The 15,479-nt window shown below is 54.9% G+C and carries 18 protein-coding genes; 10 read left to right on the forward strand and 8 right to left on the reverse strand.

What is annotated here, in order from left to right; genetic code table 11:
* Positions 1-25 precede the first annotated feature (25 nt).
* Both F605_RS0104035 and F605_RS09805 read right to left on the reverse strand, forming a co-directional pair.
* A complete protein-coding gene (locus F605_RS0104035) occupies positions 26-1,390 on the reverse strand; it encodes a molybdopterin molybdotransferase MoeA (protein ID WP_022864625.1) in 1,365 nt (454 codons plus the stop codon).
* Between the two features lie 2 nt (positions 1,391-1,392).
* The gene (locus F605_RS09805) at positions 1,393-2,130 is read right to left on the reverse strand and encodes a HesA/MoeB/ThiF family protein (protein WP_022864626.1); all 738 of its coding nucleotides are present in this window, start codon (positions 2,128-2,130) and stop codon (positions 1,393-1,395) included.
* Between the two features lie 64 nt (positions 2,131-2,194).
* Between F605_RS09805 and F605_RS0104045 the strand changes: the two genes are divergently transcribed.
* Positions 2,195-2,671 (forward strand): molybdenum cofactor biosynthesis protein MoaE, encoded by a 477-nt coding sequence (locus tag F605_RS0104045; RefSeq protein WP_022864627.1) that lies wholly within the window; start codon positions 2,195-2,197, stop codon positions 2,669-2,671.
* A gap of 123 nt (positions 2,672-2,794) precedes the next feature.
* Here the strand turns inward: F605_RS0104045 and F605_RS0104050 are convergent, their stop codons facing one another.
* The 5 genes from F605_RS0104050 to tatA all read right to left on the reverse strand — a co-directional run bounded on the left by F605_RS0104050 (position 2,795) and on the right by tatA (position 5,655).
* On the reverse strand, positions 2,795-3,040 hold the full coding sequence (locus tag F605_RS0104050; RefSeq protein WP_022864628.1) for a ubiquitin family protein: 246 nt from the start codon (positions 3,038-3,040) through the stop codon (positions 2,795-2,797).
* Between the two features lie 3 nt (positions 3,041-3,043).
* A complete protein-coding gene (moaA, locus tag F605_RS0104055) occupies positions 3,044-4,078 on the reverse strand; it encodes a GTP 3',8-cyclase MoaA (RefSeq protein ID WP_022864629.1) in 1,035 nt (344 codons plus the stop codon).
* A 35-nt stretch (positions 4,079-4,113) separates the two neighbouring features.
* Positions 4,114-4,386: a DUF6457 domain-containing protein gene (locus tag F605_RS0104060; protein WP_022864630.1), complete on the reverse strand. Its 273-nt coding sequence runs from the start codon at positions 4,384-4,386 to the stop codon at positions 4,114-4,116.
* Positions 4,387-4,531: 145 nt separating this feature from the next.
* Positions 4,532-5,317, reverse strand: a complete 786-nt coding sequence (gene tatC, locus F605_RS09810) for a twin-arginine translocase subunit TatC (protein WP_081639142.1) — start codon at positions 5,315-5,317, stop codon at positions 4,532-4,534.
* 47 nt (positions 5,318-5,364) lie between these two features.
* On the reverse strand, positions 5,365-5,655 hold the full coding sequence (tatA, locus tag F605_RS0104070) for a Sec-independent protein translocase subunit TatA (RefSeq protein ID WP_022864632.1): 291 nt from the start codon (positions 5,653-5,655) through the stop codon (positions 5,365-5,367).
* 218 nt (positions 5,656-5,873) lie between these two features.
* Between tatA and F605_RS0104075 the strand changes: the two genes are divergently transcribed.
* The 4 genes from F605_RS0104075 to F605_RS09815 all read left to right on the forward strand — a co-directional run bounded on the left by F605_RS0104075 (position 5,874) and on the right by F605_RS09815 (position 10,450).
* Positions 5,874-6,719 (forward strand): SIR2 family NAD-dependent protein deacylase, encoded by an 846-nt coding sequence (locus F605_RS0104075; protein ID WP_022864633.1) that lies wholly within the window; start codon positions 5,874-5,876, stop codon positions 6,717-6,719.
* 474 nt (positions 6,720-7,193) lie between these two features.
* Entirely contained in the window at positions 7,194-8,921 is a 1,728-nt protein-coding gene (locus tag F605_RS0104080; RefSeq protein WP_022864634.1) for an AMP-binding enzyme, read from the forward strand.
* 83 nt (positions 8,922-9,004) lie between these two features.
* Positions 9,005-9,895, forward strand: coding sequence for a 1,4-dihydroxy-2-naphthoate polyprenyltransferase (locus F605_RS0104085; RefSeq protein ID WP_022864635.1), 891 nt, complete (start codon positions 9,005-9,007; stop codon positions 9,893-9,895).
* Between the two features lie 36 nt (positions 9,896-9,931).
* Entirely contained in the window at positions 9,932-10,450 is a 519-nt protein-coding gene (locus F605_RS09815; protein ID WP_022864636.1) for a PLD nuclease N-terminal domain-containing protein, read from the forward strand.
* Positions 10,451-10,531: 81 nt separating this feature from the next.
* Here F605_RS09815 and F605_RS0104095 read toward each other — a convergent pair whose 3' ends face one another.
* Positions 10,532-11,251 (reverse strand): histidine phosphatase family protein, encoded by a 720-nt coding sequence (locus F605_RS0104095; RefSeq protein ID WP_022864637.1) that lies wholly within the window; start codon positions 11,249-11,251, stop codon positions 10,532-10,534.
* A gap of 72 nt (positions 11,252-11,323) precedes the next feature.
* On the opposite strand from F605_RS0104095, the gene F605_RS09820 reads away from it, so the two are divergent.
* From F605_RS09820 to F605_RS0104125, 5 genes are all read left to right on the forward strand, one after another.
* Positions 11,324-12,079, forward strand: a complete 756-nt coding sequence (locus F605_RS09820; protein ID WP_022864638.1) for an HAD family hydrolase — start codon at positions 11,324-11,326, stop codon at positions 12,077-12,079.
* Between the two features lie 35 nt (positions 12,080-12,114).
* Entirely contained in the window at positions 12,115-12,828 is a 714-nt protein-coding gene (locus tag F605_RS0104105; RefSeq protein ID WP_022864639.1) for a class I SAM-dependent methyltransferase, read from the forward strand.
* Positions 12,829-13,119: 291 nt separating this feature from the next.
* Positions 13,120-14,409, forward strand: a complete 1,290-nt coding sequence (locus F605_RS0104110) for a geranylgeranyl reductase family protein (RefSeq protein ID WP_022864640.1) — start codon at positions 13,120-13,122, stop codon at positions 14,407-14,409.
* 103 nt (positions 14,410-14,512) lie between these two features.
* Positions 14,513-14,881 carry an NADH-quinone oxidoreductase subunit A gene (gene ndhC / locus F605_RS0104120; RefSeq protein ID WP_022864642.1) on the forward strand — a complete coding sequence of 123 codons (369 nt, stop codon included), beginning with the start codon at positions 14,513-14,515 and terminating at the stop codon, positions 14,879-14,881.
* Between the two features lie 21 nt (positions 14,882-14,902).
* Positions 14,903-15,463: an NADH-quinone oxidoreductase subunit B gene (locus tag F605_RS0104125; protein ID WP_022864643.1), complete on the forward strand. Its 561-nt coding sequence runs from the start codon at positions 14,903-14,905 to the stop codon at positions 15,461-15,463.
* Positions 15,464-15,479 lie beyond the last annotated feature (16 nt).

Raw genomic sequence — 15,479 nt, forward strand, 5'->3', positions numbered from 1 at the left:
CTATATTGCGCGGGTTAATGCGCCCCTAGCAGGGCAACACATCGACCAGACTCCATTGCTCCACTTCGGTAACCTCCTCCGGCACGATTGCCAGTGCATTCGCTTGATGTAGGGAAGCCACAAAGTGCGATCGCGCCCCTAAACGGTGAGTCGGAGTAACCGTGGGGGTATCGCCTACCCGCTCTGCCTCGGTCAAATGTACCGGCACGAACTGGCGTTTACCGGCAGGGGACTTCCAGGCCACCGTAGTAGTGGCGGCGCGAGTCTGCAGCGCCGCACGTCCCTCTTTACCAGATAGAGCGGCCAAAACCGGACGTACAAATACGTGGAAAGACACAAACACGCTGACCGGATTGCCCGGCAAAGTTGCCACATAAACATCGGCGCCATCGGGGGCGGCAATGCTGCCAAACCCCTGCGGTTTACCCGGCTGCATCGCAACTTTGGTAAACGCTAAACCTCCGGATAAACCAACTTGTTTAACCACGTCATAGGCGCCCGCACTCACTCCGCCAGTGGTGACAATCAAATCCGCTCCCTGGGCGGCCTGCTCCAGAGTTTTCGCAAACACTTCCGGTTCATCATCGGAACTGTAAACCCCCGACACGATTACGTCTTGGCGGCGCAGCAAGGCCTCTAGCAGCACCGAATTCGAGTCCGGGATTTGCGCTCCCTTTAGGCTGGCGCCTGCCGGACGTAGCTCCAATCCGGTAGAGATTACTGCTACTCGCGGACGGCGATAAACCGGTAGCTCTGAATAGCCAATCGAAACCGCCGAAGAAAGTGCCGCGGGGGTGAGGACTGTTCCTGCCGCTAACACCAGGTCACCCACGGCGGCGTCCTCGCCTGCCTTACGCACATTGGCTCCTGCGCGCGGGCAACGCTCAATCGTGACCTCTTTAGGTAGGTCAAGGGGGCCAGCCGGCAGGGTAGTGTCCTCTACTTTAATCACGGTATCGGCGCCAGCCGGCATCCGCGCGCCAGTCATAATTCGGATAGCATGCCCGGGACTGAGCTGATAATCCTCGTTATCCCCAGCGGCAATATCGGCTTCGACTGGCAAAGTTAAAGGCAGAGTTTTTTTGGCTCCATCATCCCCCGGGGCGCTCGGCAATTCGCTTTGGCTGGGCGTAGCAGCAGGCACCGTCGTTGCGCTTTTTTCTGCGCCGGTAGCCGCCGGGGTGGACGTATTTTCGAGGACGTTGGGCAGGTCGCAGGAACGCACCGCAAACCCATCCATCGCGGAATTAGTAAAAGGCGGCACCGGGAAGCGGGCAAAAACATCTTCTGCCAAAGTGGCGCCCAAAGCCTCCGCCACTGGCATTACTGTGGGAGGAAGCGAATTTACCTGGGTTAATACCTGGTTCAGGTATTCATCTACCGCTTTCATAATTATTTATCCTTTCCGGATACCGTTACTGGCTTTGGGGATCCGTTCCCAAAATGCACCACATTCCATTTTCCGCTGCCCGCATCTACGATTAAAAGTTTTCCGATCAGCGGCTCGCCTACTCCCACGATCATTTTGATAGCTTCAGTTGCCAGAATTGAACCTGCCTGCCCGCAAACCGCTCCCAACACGCCATTTACCCGAGAAGTAGGGGTAGTGCCAGCCGGCGGCGGCGCCGGATACAGATCCCGTAAAGTAAGCCCCCCGGCGAATACTGAAATCTGAAAATTCATCGCCACTAAAGTTCCCCACAGGTGCGGACACCCCACTTCGGCGCAAGTATCCGCAAGCAAATATTTCGCGGAAAAATTGTCGGTCGCATCAACCACTAAGTCATAGGCAGCGATAATGCTGCGGGCATTATCAGCAGTGATCTTCGGTTCCAGTTGCACCCGCACATTCGGGTTCAAAGCATGGACGGTGGCCGCGGCTGACACCGATTTCACCTGCCCCAAGCTAGAGGCGGGATGGATTACTTGGCGCTGTAGATTCGATTGTTCGACCCGATCGGGATCAGAAATACCCAAGGTGCCGACCCCGGCAGCACTCAAATAGGCCAGGGCAGGCGAGCCCAAACCGCCCGCACCTACCACCAAAATCCGCGCGGCCTGCAAAGAATCAATCCCACGCTCACCGATCCCGTCGACAGTGGCGGTGAGGCGATCACGTTCAAAAACCATGCGCGTCCTTTCCTCTAGCTACTCCCTTATACAATACCGGTAGAGCGCTTCAGGAGGGTGACAGATGATATTCGATGTAAAAATTACAGAAAAACCCCTGGCAGATCCCAGTTCGTCCCCGGGGATAGCGGATATTCCGGCCACTAGTGGCGCACGCGTGGTGTTCAACGGCTGCGTCCGTAACCACGACGGTGGTCAAGGAGTAACCCACCTGATTTATTCCGCCCATCCGGAGGCCGAAAAATTTCTGATTAAGGCCGTCCGGGACGCCATACAGTTTTCCCTTCCCGAGGGAGAGGGCGCGCTTTCCCCGGAGGTAGCGGGGGATAACGCTGAAAGTTTAGATGCAGTTTTTGTACGTCACCGGATCGGGCGGCTAGAGATCGGAGAAACCGCGCTGCTAGTGGTAGTAGATGCCCCGCATCGCGTTGCCGCCTTCAAAGTGAGCACTGAAATCGTTGACCAGATCAAGGCACAGGTGCCGATCTGGAAGGATCAATACTTCTCCGATGGAAGTAACCACTGGTCGAACTGTCCCTAAAGTTCCAGGTCTGGCACGGTAAAAGCACTCCGGGGACCCCATGAGCTTCGCAGGGCTCAGCTCAAGCCCCTCTCGTATCTTTTACCGGCCGCGACCTTAATGTGGGGACAGGTTGGCCAGTATTTAACCACCCGCAAAAGGGGGAAGTACATCTAGTTGCCCGTTAGCAGCGGATTCACCGAGGGGAGTGTCGCCATCGGCGAGGGCGCCGTCCACTAAGAACGAACTGACCTTCAAGATCGGGGACAGGTCGTTGTTGCTGGCAGCTTGGGCAATTTCTCGCAGAGTTTGGTCAGCAGCCGGCTTAACCTGTGCGCTGTCAACTCCTGCTGCCTGGGCAGCGCCGGCGAAAAAACGTACGGTAAACACGCTTTAGCCTCCGATCTGAGAAAGGGAATAGGTTCTGCGTCCTGCCGCCGATATTTCGCGGTGACCAGCAGGCTTAGCTGCTTGAGCGGCAAGCCAAAGCTGAGTCAGCTCGTCGTTAGAGGCACCTTGACGCATAGGAGCAAGTAAATCGACAAAAGCTAAAGAAAAGAGGCAAGAGTACACTTTGCCATCAGCAGACAGCCGCGTGCGGTCACAGGTGGCGCAGAAGGGCGCGGATTCGGAGGCGATAACTCCGATAATCCCGGCAGGATGGTCGCTGCCGGCCGCTACGTTCCAGCGCCGCGCCGGAGCCGCCGGGTCAGTTTCAATTGGGGTGAGCGAAAAACTTTCCTGTAGCCGCGCGAGAATGTCGCGGGCGTGGGGGCGTACAGCAGCTGAATCCCCTAAGGGGCCGATCGGCATGAACTCGATTGCCCGCCATTGGAAGCCGCGCCGCAGTGCAAAGCGAACTAGATCTGGTATTTCCTCTAAGGACTGCTGATCTAAAATCACCGAGTTAAGTTTTATGGGTTCTAAGCCGCTACCTGGTAGTTTTTCCAGAGCCGCTGCCACCTCGGAAAAACGATCGCGTTTAGCAAGCGCAAAATAGCGGTCGGGATCCAAGGTGTCTAAAGAAATATTGATGCGCCCTAAACCCGCGTTTACCAGAGAATCTAACCGGGGAGCTAAACCGATAGCGTTGGTAGTTAAGGCAATATCGGCAGGCAAATCAGCCTGCCTAAATGCCTGGTGAATCTGGCGAATAATTTCCGCTAAATCGGGACGTAAAAGGGGTTCGCCTCCGGTTAAACGGACTTTACGAATCCCTAGAGACAGTGCCACTTGCGTCAGGCGCCCGAACTCACTAGGGGTTAGTAGATCCTGGCGAGGAATCCAGGTGTCGGCATCTTCGGGTAGGCAGTAACTGCAGCGTAAATTACAGCGGTCGGTAACCGATAGACGCAGGTCTTTAGCGACCCGACCCCAACGGTCAAGTAGCTGACGCGAGGGTGCTGTGGCTACGGATTCAGCGCGCATTACCCCTCCTGCGGCTAGGTGTTGCTTGCAAATGTCTAGGCTTGCCAGTTCTCTGCTAAATCCTGTAGCTGCGAAATAATTTCTTTGGCATCGGCACCCTGGCCGCAGGCATATCCGGTGAGAAAAGCAGTCAAGGGGGCACCCGGACGAGAAGGACCATGTGCCACCGTTCCAATCAAAGAAAGCAGCTCTGATTCCACCGTTTCCAGCGGATTATCCTCTAATTGCAGTTGCTCGCGCACATCGGTTAGCCAGCGATGCATCTGCGCCATCTTTTCTGGGTCGTCTTTCTTATTATTAGCGGCCATCAGATTCCCCTTTCGATTGCGCGCGCCCGGTTTAGGGTCGCTTTTCTATCCTAAACCACAACGATACCAGGGAAGATAGCCTTTGCTGGAGTTTTGTTTTCCGAGGGCGTAGGAAGGGAAAATCGATATAGAAATTAAGCGAATATTATTGCTCAGAAGCGGAAGAAGCTTCCGAATGTTTCCGTTTTCTCCTATTCTTGCCGAAGCGAGGACGCAAGCTTCCTCCGGCTTTGATCCAGTCGTTGATAGCGGAAATTCCTACCGCCAAAAGGTAAAGTCCAATCAGCGCCGCCATCTGGACGATCATTGGCCAGGCGGTGGGGAGGGGATTTGCCACCGCCGAGAACACAGCGGCAAGTACCACTGCCCACCGCCAACCTTTCAGCATGGTTTTAGCTTTCATTACTCCCGCAAAGTTGAGCACCACCAAGATTTCGGGAGCTAGGCAGGAAAGCCCGAACGCCAGCACCAGGCGCATAAAGAAGGTGATATAGGAATCCGCTCTCAGCAGCATTGCGGATCCGTCCGGGGTGAAAGAATTCAAAATCGAAACCGCTTTGGGGATTACCCACATCCCGGAGAGGGCACCTCCACTGAACAGCACGATCCCGACTAAACCAAAAGTGGTGATATAGATTTTTTCTTTACGTTTTAAACCGGGAGCAATAAAAGCTCCAATCTGGAAAATCCACCAGGGGGCAGAAATCAGTACCCCTAACCAGAGGGACACCTGAATCCGCATATCAAAGGCGGCGCCAATGGTCTGGAAGTTTAATTGCGGGGCTTGACCACTAACCTTTCGCAGCGGTTCTTGCATCCAATTCAGGGTAGGGGTAACCAAGAACCAGCCGCCAATCGCGGCTACGAAAATACCTGCCAACGCCAATAGTAGGCGTTTGCGCAGTTCCAGCAGATGTTCAGTCACCCGCATACGGGCTTGCGGGTTAGTCTTTTTTTGTCCCGGCATGGGGCGGGGGGTTAATTATTTTCCGGCGGATCAGCGGTATCGGACTGCCCGCTAGCCACTTGCGGAGATGAATTCTGGACGTTATTCTGCGTCGGTGCCGGGGAAGACGGAGTAGCTGGAATTTGGGGATTTTGGGGTCCGGCCGTCACCTGCTTATTGCTGCCATCTTCGCTGAGGTCCGAAAGTTCAGACTTGAGGACTTTCGCAGATTTTCCGATGTTACGGGCAATGTCGGGCAGTTTGGAGGCTCCAAAAACAATGATTAACACCAGGAGCAGAATGAGAATATGTACTGGCCTCACGGTGGTGCCCTTCCTTTCTTACAGACGGCATCTAGATAGTTTTCCCCAATTGTAGCGGGGTTAGCAGGCTAATAGCTTACTCCTATCGAGGATAGCTAAAACTTGTCGGCTTAACTACCAAATGCTGGGAAATACTAAGAACGCGGAACTTGTTAAGGCGGCGCGCATCCTCAGTATTCGCCCTCTAAACTGGGTAGTCTGAAAGTGGGAGGCAAAACGTGAGCGAGTTCATTGAGGAAGAAAAAGCGGGCGCCCAGGCCATAGCGGATTTGATGGCGGGGAAGAAAACGATTGTGGTCGCGGGAGCCGGGATGTCCACCGATGCGGGGATTCCGGATTATCGCGGCACCGGTTCTTCCGGGATTCCCACTGTCGATATGGATCAGTTCTTGGGCGAGCTTTATTGGCAAAAATGGGTGTGGCGGCGTAATCAAGAAACCTGGAAAACCGTGGCGCGGCTGCAGCCCACCCCGGGGCACTACGCATTAGCGCGGCTAGAGGAGGCGGGGCTGATTAACTGCATCGCCACCCAAAACGTAGACGGCTTAGACCGCAAAGCGGGTTGTAAGAATGTACAGCTACTGCACGGTACTTTCGAGGAAGTCCAATGCCTAGGCTGTGGAGCGGTGTTTTCGCGCGAACATATTGACCAGGAGCTACGTAAACTTAATCCGGACGTAAAAGACGATCCTGATCCTAAAAACGTGGCAGTGCTGGCGGCAGCCGATGAGCAGGCAGCGCGCGCTTGCCATTTCAACCTGCTGTCTTGTCCGCGCTGCAGTGGGGTTATTAAACCGGGAATCGTGTTTTTTGGAGAAGCCTTGCCAGGTGAAGCCATGGATCGTTCTTTCGCGGCGGCGCGAGAAGCCGAGGTGGTGCTGGCGGTAGGAACCTCCCTGGCGGTGCTAACCGGGCTGTGGGTGTTGCGGGAAGCCTGGGGAACCGGCGCTAAAGTAGCCGTGATTAACCGGGGGCCGACTGCCGCCGATTCGCTTGCGGACGTGCGGGTGTCTGGCGGTGCTTCCCAAGTATTAACCCAAGTAGCAGAGATCTTACTGGATTAAAATCCGAGCCATTATCGAAAGTTCGTCGCAGGCGGGGAATAGCCGCGCCAGTAAAAAGGGCTAAGTCTTTAGCGCGGGGTTAACGGCAAACGCATTGTTTCATATCTATTTGCGCACGTCCAGGGGTATATCAAAAGACAAGACGAAAAACCGGAAACTACGACTCGGGGATGAAAGAGTTTTTAAATGCCTAGAGCCGGTTCCACGCGCTCCCTCCTGCGCTAATGCGGAACCGACTCTAGGTTGTAGTTTAGGGGTTATCTTGACACACGTTCCCCTAAAATAGCCGGAGCGACCGGCTCCTTTAAGTATAGCAAAAAGATGGAAGAAGCCTAATCTTTTTTATGTGCTACAGGTAATAAAGTGCCACAGGCTGTAGCTTTATCCGTATCTTGGGTTACGAAGTTTTAAGAACTCCAAGCTAATGACAGGCTAGAATAGCATTCGACATTACTTAACATTCAGGAAGTCGCGATGGAAATCTTTTCTCCTTTTCACTACCTGCCGCTAGCTGATTCGGCGGCAGACGTATCCACTTTGCTTTCTGCGCTAGCTAAACAAATTGGAGGGGACGCAGGCTTATCCCCCAGCCTCAATCGCGCTCGCCTGAAGAAACCTGGTGTGCTTTTCCCCTTCCCCAAAGACGCAGGCCGCCCCGGGGGACTGGCAGACTATGAAACCCGCAAGCGGAAGGTGCCAGAATCAGCGATTTTAGCCTTGCCAGCTCCCGCAGGTGGCGCCGTTATTTGTTACTCGCAACTCACCATCAAAACTATGGCGGAAGCAGTTAATTCCGCGGTAGGACGGCCGGGACGCTGGATTCTTACCGCTCCGGTCACCGAGATTGACGGTATTATGACCCTGGCGCGAGCCATCGCGGTAAATATTCCGCCCATAATTGCCGCTAAAACTACCCCGGCCAGCGCCCTCGAGATAGTGCGGGCGGTGGAAAGGGCGAAAGATCGCAGCGAAAAAGATCAGGCTCCTATCTATATGCAGATCACCAAGGAGCAACTCACCGAGCTCCTGGAAATTCCTCCTGCTCAACGCGTTGCCCTTAACCAGGTGTCGGTGCTGATAGTTACCGGTTTGACTAGTCATGATCGTCTGTTGCGCGCCGCGCCAGAAGCTGGACTTGAGATTATTCCCGGCTACGGGATCCCCGAATCGTGTGGACTGTGCGTGCTGGATGGTAAACCAGTTGCCGGAGTTCACGTGGCCACTATCGGAGATCGGATTTGGCTATCTGGGATCTGTATGATGACCGGTTACCTGGGTAAACCCGGACAGGTGGAATGGGTATCGCGAGGACGGCGGCGTTGGCTGCGCAGCAAAGATGCGGGTCATATGCGCGGGCCGCGTTTAGTCGTAGACGGGAAAATGCGCGATGTAATTTCCACTGCGGGAGTGCACATTCAAGCCTCTCTGGTGGAACGGGTAATCCAGGATCTACCGCAGGTAGCACAGGTGGTAGTGGTAGGGGTGCCAGATCCCAAGTGGGGGTCCTTGGTTACTGCAGTCATCAAGCCGGCACCCGACGTCGCCAAAGAGCTGCTTAACCCCCGGCATAACCTAGAGGTTAAAACCGAGGATAAGCCGCTATTTCCTGAGTTAAAGCCGGTAAAAGTTGATCCGGAGCGGGTACGGGAACTTGCCGGGCTGCCTGCGCAAGAGGAAGCAGAACCGCAGCTAACTCCCTTGGAAGCCGCGATGGCCGCGATGGCGGCGAAGATTCGCGGCGCCAAAGTAGATGTGGTTGCCGCCGCCGAAACCGGGGAACTGCCGGCTGGAATCTATGAGGTGGCGCGGGGAACCGCTAACCCCAGCGAAGAGGGCGACATTGTCCTCTCGGCTCTGGATGCTTCCCCGCTGCAGCCAGTATCTTTACCAGAAGACCTGGACGGCGATTTAGAGCAAATGGAAATCGCGGCAACGGAGATCACGGGGAGCCGCAACCGGCCTGAAGCGGGGGATCGTCCCCATAGTGCCACGGTTCCTACCGAGGATGAATCCGAACCGTCCACCGATTTGGCGATGCTGGTGCGGTCTCTGGTGACCGGACAACTAGATCGGGCGCACGCCCCCCGCGCCCTCGTCCTCGTAGATGAAATCCCTACCGATCTGCAAGGGAAAGTTGATCGCGGTGCTTGCCGACAACTGGCTATGCGCCGAGTAGCCGCTGGGGAAGCCTGGATTAGATAGCCTGGCTACTATCAAAGCAGTTTGGTTACTGGAAAACCAGAAAAGTATTTATTAATAGCTAATAGAAAGGAATCTGCGCCGTAATGGCAACTGGTTCACAATGGATTGAAGCCGCCCGGCCGAAAACTTTACCCGCCTCCCTGGCGCCGGTGATTATGGGGATTGGCGGGGCGATTGGCCTGGGGCATGCCTCGGTAGGAAAATCAGTCTTAGCCCTGTTAGTGGCGTTATCCTTCCAGGTAGGCGTGAATTTTTCCAATGATTATTCCGATGGAATTCGCGGCACCGACGCGACTGGGAAACGGGTGGGTCCCCAGCGCCTGACAGGTGCGGGATTAGCCGCCCCCCGCACGGTGTTACTGGCGGCCTTGAGTTGCTACACCTTCGGAGGGATCTGCGGAATTGCCCTTTGCGTCTGGGCAGGTAGCTACGGTTTGATTGGCCTGGGGGTACTGGCCGCTCTGGCGGCCTGGTTCTATACCGGAGGAAAGCATCCTTACGGTTATCTGCCAGGGATATCCGAAGTGATGGTGTTCGCCTTTTTCGGTCTCTTGGCGGTGCAGGGAACTATCTGGGTGCATGCCCATATGTTGCCGTGGCGAACCTGGGTAGCGGCCAGTGGCATCGGACTGCTTTCTTGCGCCCTATTGTTAGTAAACAATCTGCGCGATATCCCCGGAGATCGTCAGAGCGGAAAAAATACGCTAGCGGTGAAGCTAGGGGATAAAGGTTCGCGCTATCTGTTTGCCTGTTATCTTTATGCGGCGTTGGTGCTAGGAGTACTCTCCTTTAATTTCCGTTGGGGGGCGTTACTATTTGGCCTTGCCCTGGCGATTTGGGTGAGTTATCCGCTGATGAAAGTGCTGCAGGACGCCCGCGGGAAAGAGTTGATAAAAATTCTGAAACAGGTGGGACAAATCACGTTGTTTTATGGCCTGGCTATCGCAGTTGGATGGGCTTTCCAAGGTCTATAGGCAGGCCAAAAAATTTATAGTTGTTAGGCTGGGAACATGGCTGCGGTAGTTATTGCCCTCGTACAGATTCTGCTAGCGGTATACGCGCTAGTGGATTGCTTGCGCACGGATAAATCGGATCTTCCCGGGCGTCTTCCGCGGGCATTTTGGTTGTTGATCATCATTGTGTTACCGCTTTTTGGCCCCCTGGCGTGGATCGTGATTTCTTGGGCGACTAAAGCCGAAAGCGCTGACGGTAGGATAGAGATTCCCCGCAATCCGCTGGAGGTTTTCCGAGGAAGCGGGGAGCGTCCTCGCTCGCAGGAAGTAGAGATACCAGAGGCGCCCGACGATAACCCGGATTTCCTGTTCTCTTTAGAGGCAAAGATGCGACGGGAAAAGCTGGCGCGGGAAGCTGAAGAAGAGGCGCGGCGGCGAGCCGCAAAAAATCAGCAGCACGCTGATAACGGTCCGGACGCTACTGGTGGTGGGAAAGATTCCGCAGTAGAGGACGGTGGTGAGGACGAAGCCGATCCAGACACGAACCCTCCGGAAAAACCTTCCGCTGAAGATTAACGCGCTACGCCCGTTCAACGTAACCGCGCTGGAGGCAGCCTGTTTAGGTCAGTAATCCGAGTGTTTTACGCTGGGGCGCGTTTATTGTCCTTGATTTAAAGCGGCGGCGGAAGTTCCCGGCACCATATCGGAAGCCTGAGCTAGCAGCGGAGCTGCCGGTTCGCAATAATCCAAGCTAATCAGGGTGTTACCTAAGAAAGTAAGAGAAGTCAGCGACGCTAAAGCGCATTGGCGCCGAGTAGGAATATGCGCTAGCGGGCGACCTTCCACAAACAGGCGGAAAGACCAGATGGGCAGCTGGTGAGACACCACTAAAATCTCGCGAATCGTAGCGCCATCGGCGGAGCGACCCAGGCGGGAAGGATCAGTGATCGGCAGGTGGAGAGCAGAACGCACTGCCTCGGTAACCCGGCTGGCTTGCACTGCATAAGGTTCACACCAGGAAGGACGGAAAACATTGCGGTAACGCGGCCAATTGCGCGGGTGGAACAGGGCGGCGCGATTACCATTAACCACTTCGCCCTCGAACATATTCATCGACTCTAAAAGCCGCTTGTCAGTGTGAATCGGCAAATCGAACAGCTCGGAGGCCGGAGTTGCAGACTCCACTGCGCGCTCTAGCGGAGAAGAAACGATGGCCTCTAAATGGGCACCCTTTTCAAAAAGGTATTCCGCGCTCATCTGCGCCATTTGCCGGCCGAGATCGGTTAGGTGATAGCCGGGGAGGCGCCCGTATAAGACCCCATCCGGGTTATCAACTTCCCCATGGCGCATCAGGTGAATAGTGGTTAGATTCTGCATGGTCTCCACCCTAGCAAACCGTTTTTGCTAACCGGCGTGCGTAAAACCTAACTAGACCGTTAGGCTAGAGGCGTGAGCGGAGAACCGAAGGTAGCAGCCTTCTTCGATCTTGATGAAACCGTAATTCGGGGAGCTAGTTCCTGGGTACTCACGCGGGAGCTTTTTCGACACGGATTTTTTGGGATTCGCGACCTGTTCTTTGCGGCGCGGCATGCCTTCCTCTACGTGGTGCTGGGAGAGGATCAAAAGCGCATCGAGCAGGTAAAAATGCGGGCGTTGCAGGTGATGGCCGGGCATTCTTGCGAAGAGATTATGGCGATCTCGCAGCGAGTGTGTGACCTGTTAGAGGAAAAACTCTTCCCGCAGGCGCAAGGACTGATAAAACGCCATCAAGCAGCTGAGCATGATATTTGGTTGATCTCCGCCGCGCCCTCAGAACTTCCCCAAATGCTGGCGGAGCGCTTGGGGTTAACTGGCGGCATTGGCACTGAAGTGGCGGTGAAAAACGGGATTTATGAGGCGCGTTTAGCCTCCGAACTTATGCACGCCCAAGGCAAGCGGGATCGGGTAGTGGCGCTGGCGGCCGCGCGGGGCTATGATCTTGCTTCCTGTTTCGCCTATTCGGATTCTGATAACGATATGCCGCTGCTGACCCTGGTGGGTAAGCCTTCCGCGATCAATCCCGATATTTGGTTGCGGGTGCGCGCCTTGCAGCGCGGGTGGCCGGTGATTGATTTTCGGCGTCGCTCCCGGATCAGTAAAGCCCTACAAAAAGCCAAGGCTAGGCGGCGCGGTTTTAACTTGGTTGGATTGGGGCACCGTTTCTGAGTAACCTGGCAAATGCCTACTTAGAAGGAGCCATTTTGAGCGAAAAAAATCCGCCGGCAGCCGCTGGTTTAGATAAGCAACCGGAAGAAGTTTCGGGAATGTTTGACCAGGTGGCGGCCCGTTATGATCTGACTAATGATGTGATGACTTTCGGGCAGCACCGGATTTGGCGGCGCTGTCTGCGGCAAGTGGTAGCGCCGCAACCAGGACAAAAGATTCTAGATATCGCCGCTGGTACCGGTACCTCTTCCCTGAGTTTTCACCGGGCGGGCGCCGAAGTTACCTGTTGTGATTTTTCGGCAGGCATGGTTGCTGAAGGGAAAAAACGGCATCACGAACTTAACTTCGTGGTCGGTGATGCTCATGATTTGCCGTTCGCTGATGAGGCTTTCGATACCGTTACCTGCTCCTTCGGGTTTAGGAATATGCACGATCCGGCGAAGGCGTTGCGGGAGCTGGCGCGAGTAACTAAGCCGGGGGGTAAGTTGGCGATTATGGAGTTTTCGACTCCGCCCTCCCCGCTGATTGCCCGGCTCTATGAGCTATATATGCGCAACGTATTGCCCACCGCCGGTCGTCTGGTCTCCTCCGATTCGGATGCCTACACCTACCTGTTTGATTCCATTTTAGATTGGCCAGATCAAGAGACTTTGGGGCACCTAATCCAGGAAAATGGCTGGGGTGAGGTCTCCTATCGCAACCTCACCTTAGGAACAGTAGCGATTCATCGTGCTTTCAAAGAGAGCTAATAGCTGATTGAGGGGCTAACTGTGAATGGCTATGACCGGGAAATATGGAGATTTCCTGAAAGTCGGAGCTAATTAAGTAATAAATCCCTTACTTAATCACTTAGAATATGTCGTGGACTAAGGTCCCTGGGAAATTAGGTTTGCCAGCGTAAACCTCTGTGGCTTTAGGCAAATAAAAAAGCAGGTTAGCCTAGGACAGGCGTGAGGAGGCTGCCTAGAATCCTCGGTTTGCTTAACTACACCAAGGTAGAGGCAAGAACGATAAAGATGGCATGGGAGGGACGTTCAGGCATGGCGGATCAGCTTGCAGGCGATCACTGTCAGGTGCTGGTTGTGGGTGCCGGCCCGGCCGGGGCTGCCACCGCCTATCACCTAGCTAAAGCGGGCATTGACGTGCTCGTGCTAGAAAAATCTGATTTCCCGCGTGACAAAATTTGTGGTGACGGCTTAACCCCGGCAGCGGTTAAAGAAATTTTGGCGATGGGGATTAATCCCCTGACAGAAGGTTGGCAGCCTAATTACGGATTGAGTGTAATCGGGGGCGGGCATCGGATTACTTTGCCCTGGCCGAAAACTGGCTCCTTGCCCGCCTATGGACTTACCCGTCAACGCATCCAGCTAGATCACCGGCTAATTGACCAGGCAGTAGCCGCGGGTGCCCGGCTGGTGGAAAATACTGTGGTTCAGGACTTACTCACCGATGGCGACGGATATGCTAGCGGGGTCAGCGCGATTAAGCGTGACCCCGAGACGCGGAAAAAACAGGAAGTCAGTTTCCGTGCGCAATATGTGGTGGATTGTTCCGGGGCGAATGCCCGCCTAGCTTCGCGGCAAGGGCGCAGCCCCCTCAAGAATCGTCCGATGGCGGTAGCGGCGCGAGCCTATTTCCGTTCCCCCCGCGGCAACGAAACCATGATGGAATCTCACTTGGAACTGTGGGATGGCAAGCCTGGCAAATCAAATCTGCTTCCCGGATACGGTTGGCTGTTCCCGATGGGTGACGGATTGGTCAATGTGGGACTAGGGTCAGTATCCTCCGGAGCCCAATCCACTAAGTTGCCCTATAAAGAAATCTTCCACCGCTGGGTGGCCAATCTGCCCGAAGAATGGGGACTGACTGAAGAAAATATGGTGGGTTCGCTCCGGTCTGCCCCCTTGCCGATGGCATTTAATCGCAAACCGGCTTACGAAAATGGGTTGCTTTTGGTCGGTGACTCCGCCGGAATGGTGTCTCCTTTCAATGGGGAAGGAATAGCTCCGGGAATGTTCGCCGGACGGCGGGCCGCTGATGCTTTAATCCAAGCGCTGGGACGTACCTCGCGTGCACAATCTGAACTCGCCCTCCATGAGTATCCTCGTGACCTGCAAGATCAATATGGGGGCTACTACAGTTTGGGGCGCGTGTTTGTGCGCCTAATCGAAAATCCCCAGATTATGCACGCCTGTACCAAGTACGGCTTGGATAAGCCGGCGCTGATGCGCTTTGTCCATAAAATGCTTTCTGATGGTTATGAACGCCGCGGTGGAGTAGCCTCCGATAGGGTGCTGCGAATTCTGACTAAGGTGGTAATACCGTCATGAAGAATATAGGTCAGAAAGAACAACCGAACCGGAATCTAACCGGAAACTACAGTAGTAGCTTCGCCATCGTTGGCGGAGTGGATGAAAAGGATGTGGAGGCCAAATGAGTCCATCGGCATCACTGTTAATCATGGGTGCGGTCGCGATTGTGCTGGCCGTCGGCGGTCTGGTGCTGTCCGCAGTTCTCGGGCCGGGTCGCAAGACCCGTACCAAACTGGGGACTTATGAATGCGGGCTTGATCCCAATGTTCACGAGGACGCGCGCGGGCGTTTTCCGATTAAGTACTACTTGATTGCGATGACGTTCATTGTCTTCGACGTGGAAATGGTGTTCTTATACCCGTTTGCGGTATCAATCGGGCACTTTGGTCAGGTGATGGCCATTCCGGTATTGATTGACATCCTACTGTTCATTGTGTTGGTGCTGGTGCCCTATATTTATGAGTGGCGCCGCGGCGGACTGGACTATTAAGAGAGGTACAGGAGGTACAGCATGTCTTTTGATAATGAGCTGCCGGCAGGAGTCGCCCTCACCAGCCTAGATAAGTTTATGGGGCTGAACCGTAAAGCTAGTGTCTGGCCGGTGACTATGGGGCTAGCCTGCTGCGCTATCGAAATGATGGCCACCGGCACCCCGCGCTTCGATATTTCCCGTTTCGGGATGGAAGTTTTCCGCGCCTCTCCGCGGCACGCAGATCTGATGATCGTATCCGGAAGGGTTTCTTGGAAGATGGCGCCGATTATTCGTAATGCCTACGACGCCATGCCGGAACCAAAATGGGTTATCTCCATGGGAGCCTGCGCTTCCTCCGGAGGGGTATTTAATAACTATGCGGTGGTGCAAGGCTGCGACCACGTGGTGCCGGTAGATGTGTATCTGCCCGGATGTCCCCCGCGGCCCGAAGCCCTGATCCACGCGATTATGGTGCTGTGGGATCAAATCCACTACCGCACTCCGATCACTCAAAAAGAACGGCTGGAGATCGCCCGTAAAGCCGAAAAAGCGGCTTTGGAAGCGACTCCTACCTCCCAGATGAAAGGACTGTTGGCGTGAGCGAAGACGACAAGAC

The organism is Varibaculum cambriense DSM 15806 (assembly GCF_000420065.1).
Classification (GTDB): domain Bacteria; phylum Actinomycetota; class Actinomycetes; order Actinomycetales; family Actinomycetaceae; genus Varibaculum; species Varibaculum cambriense.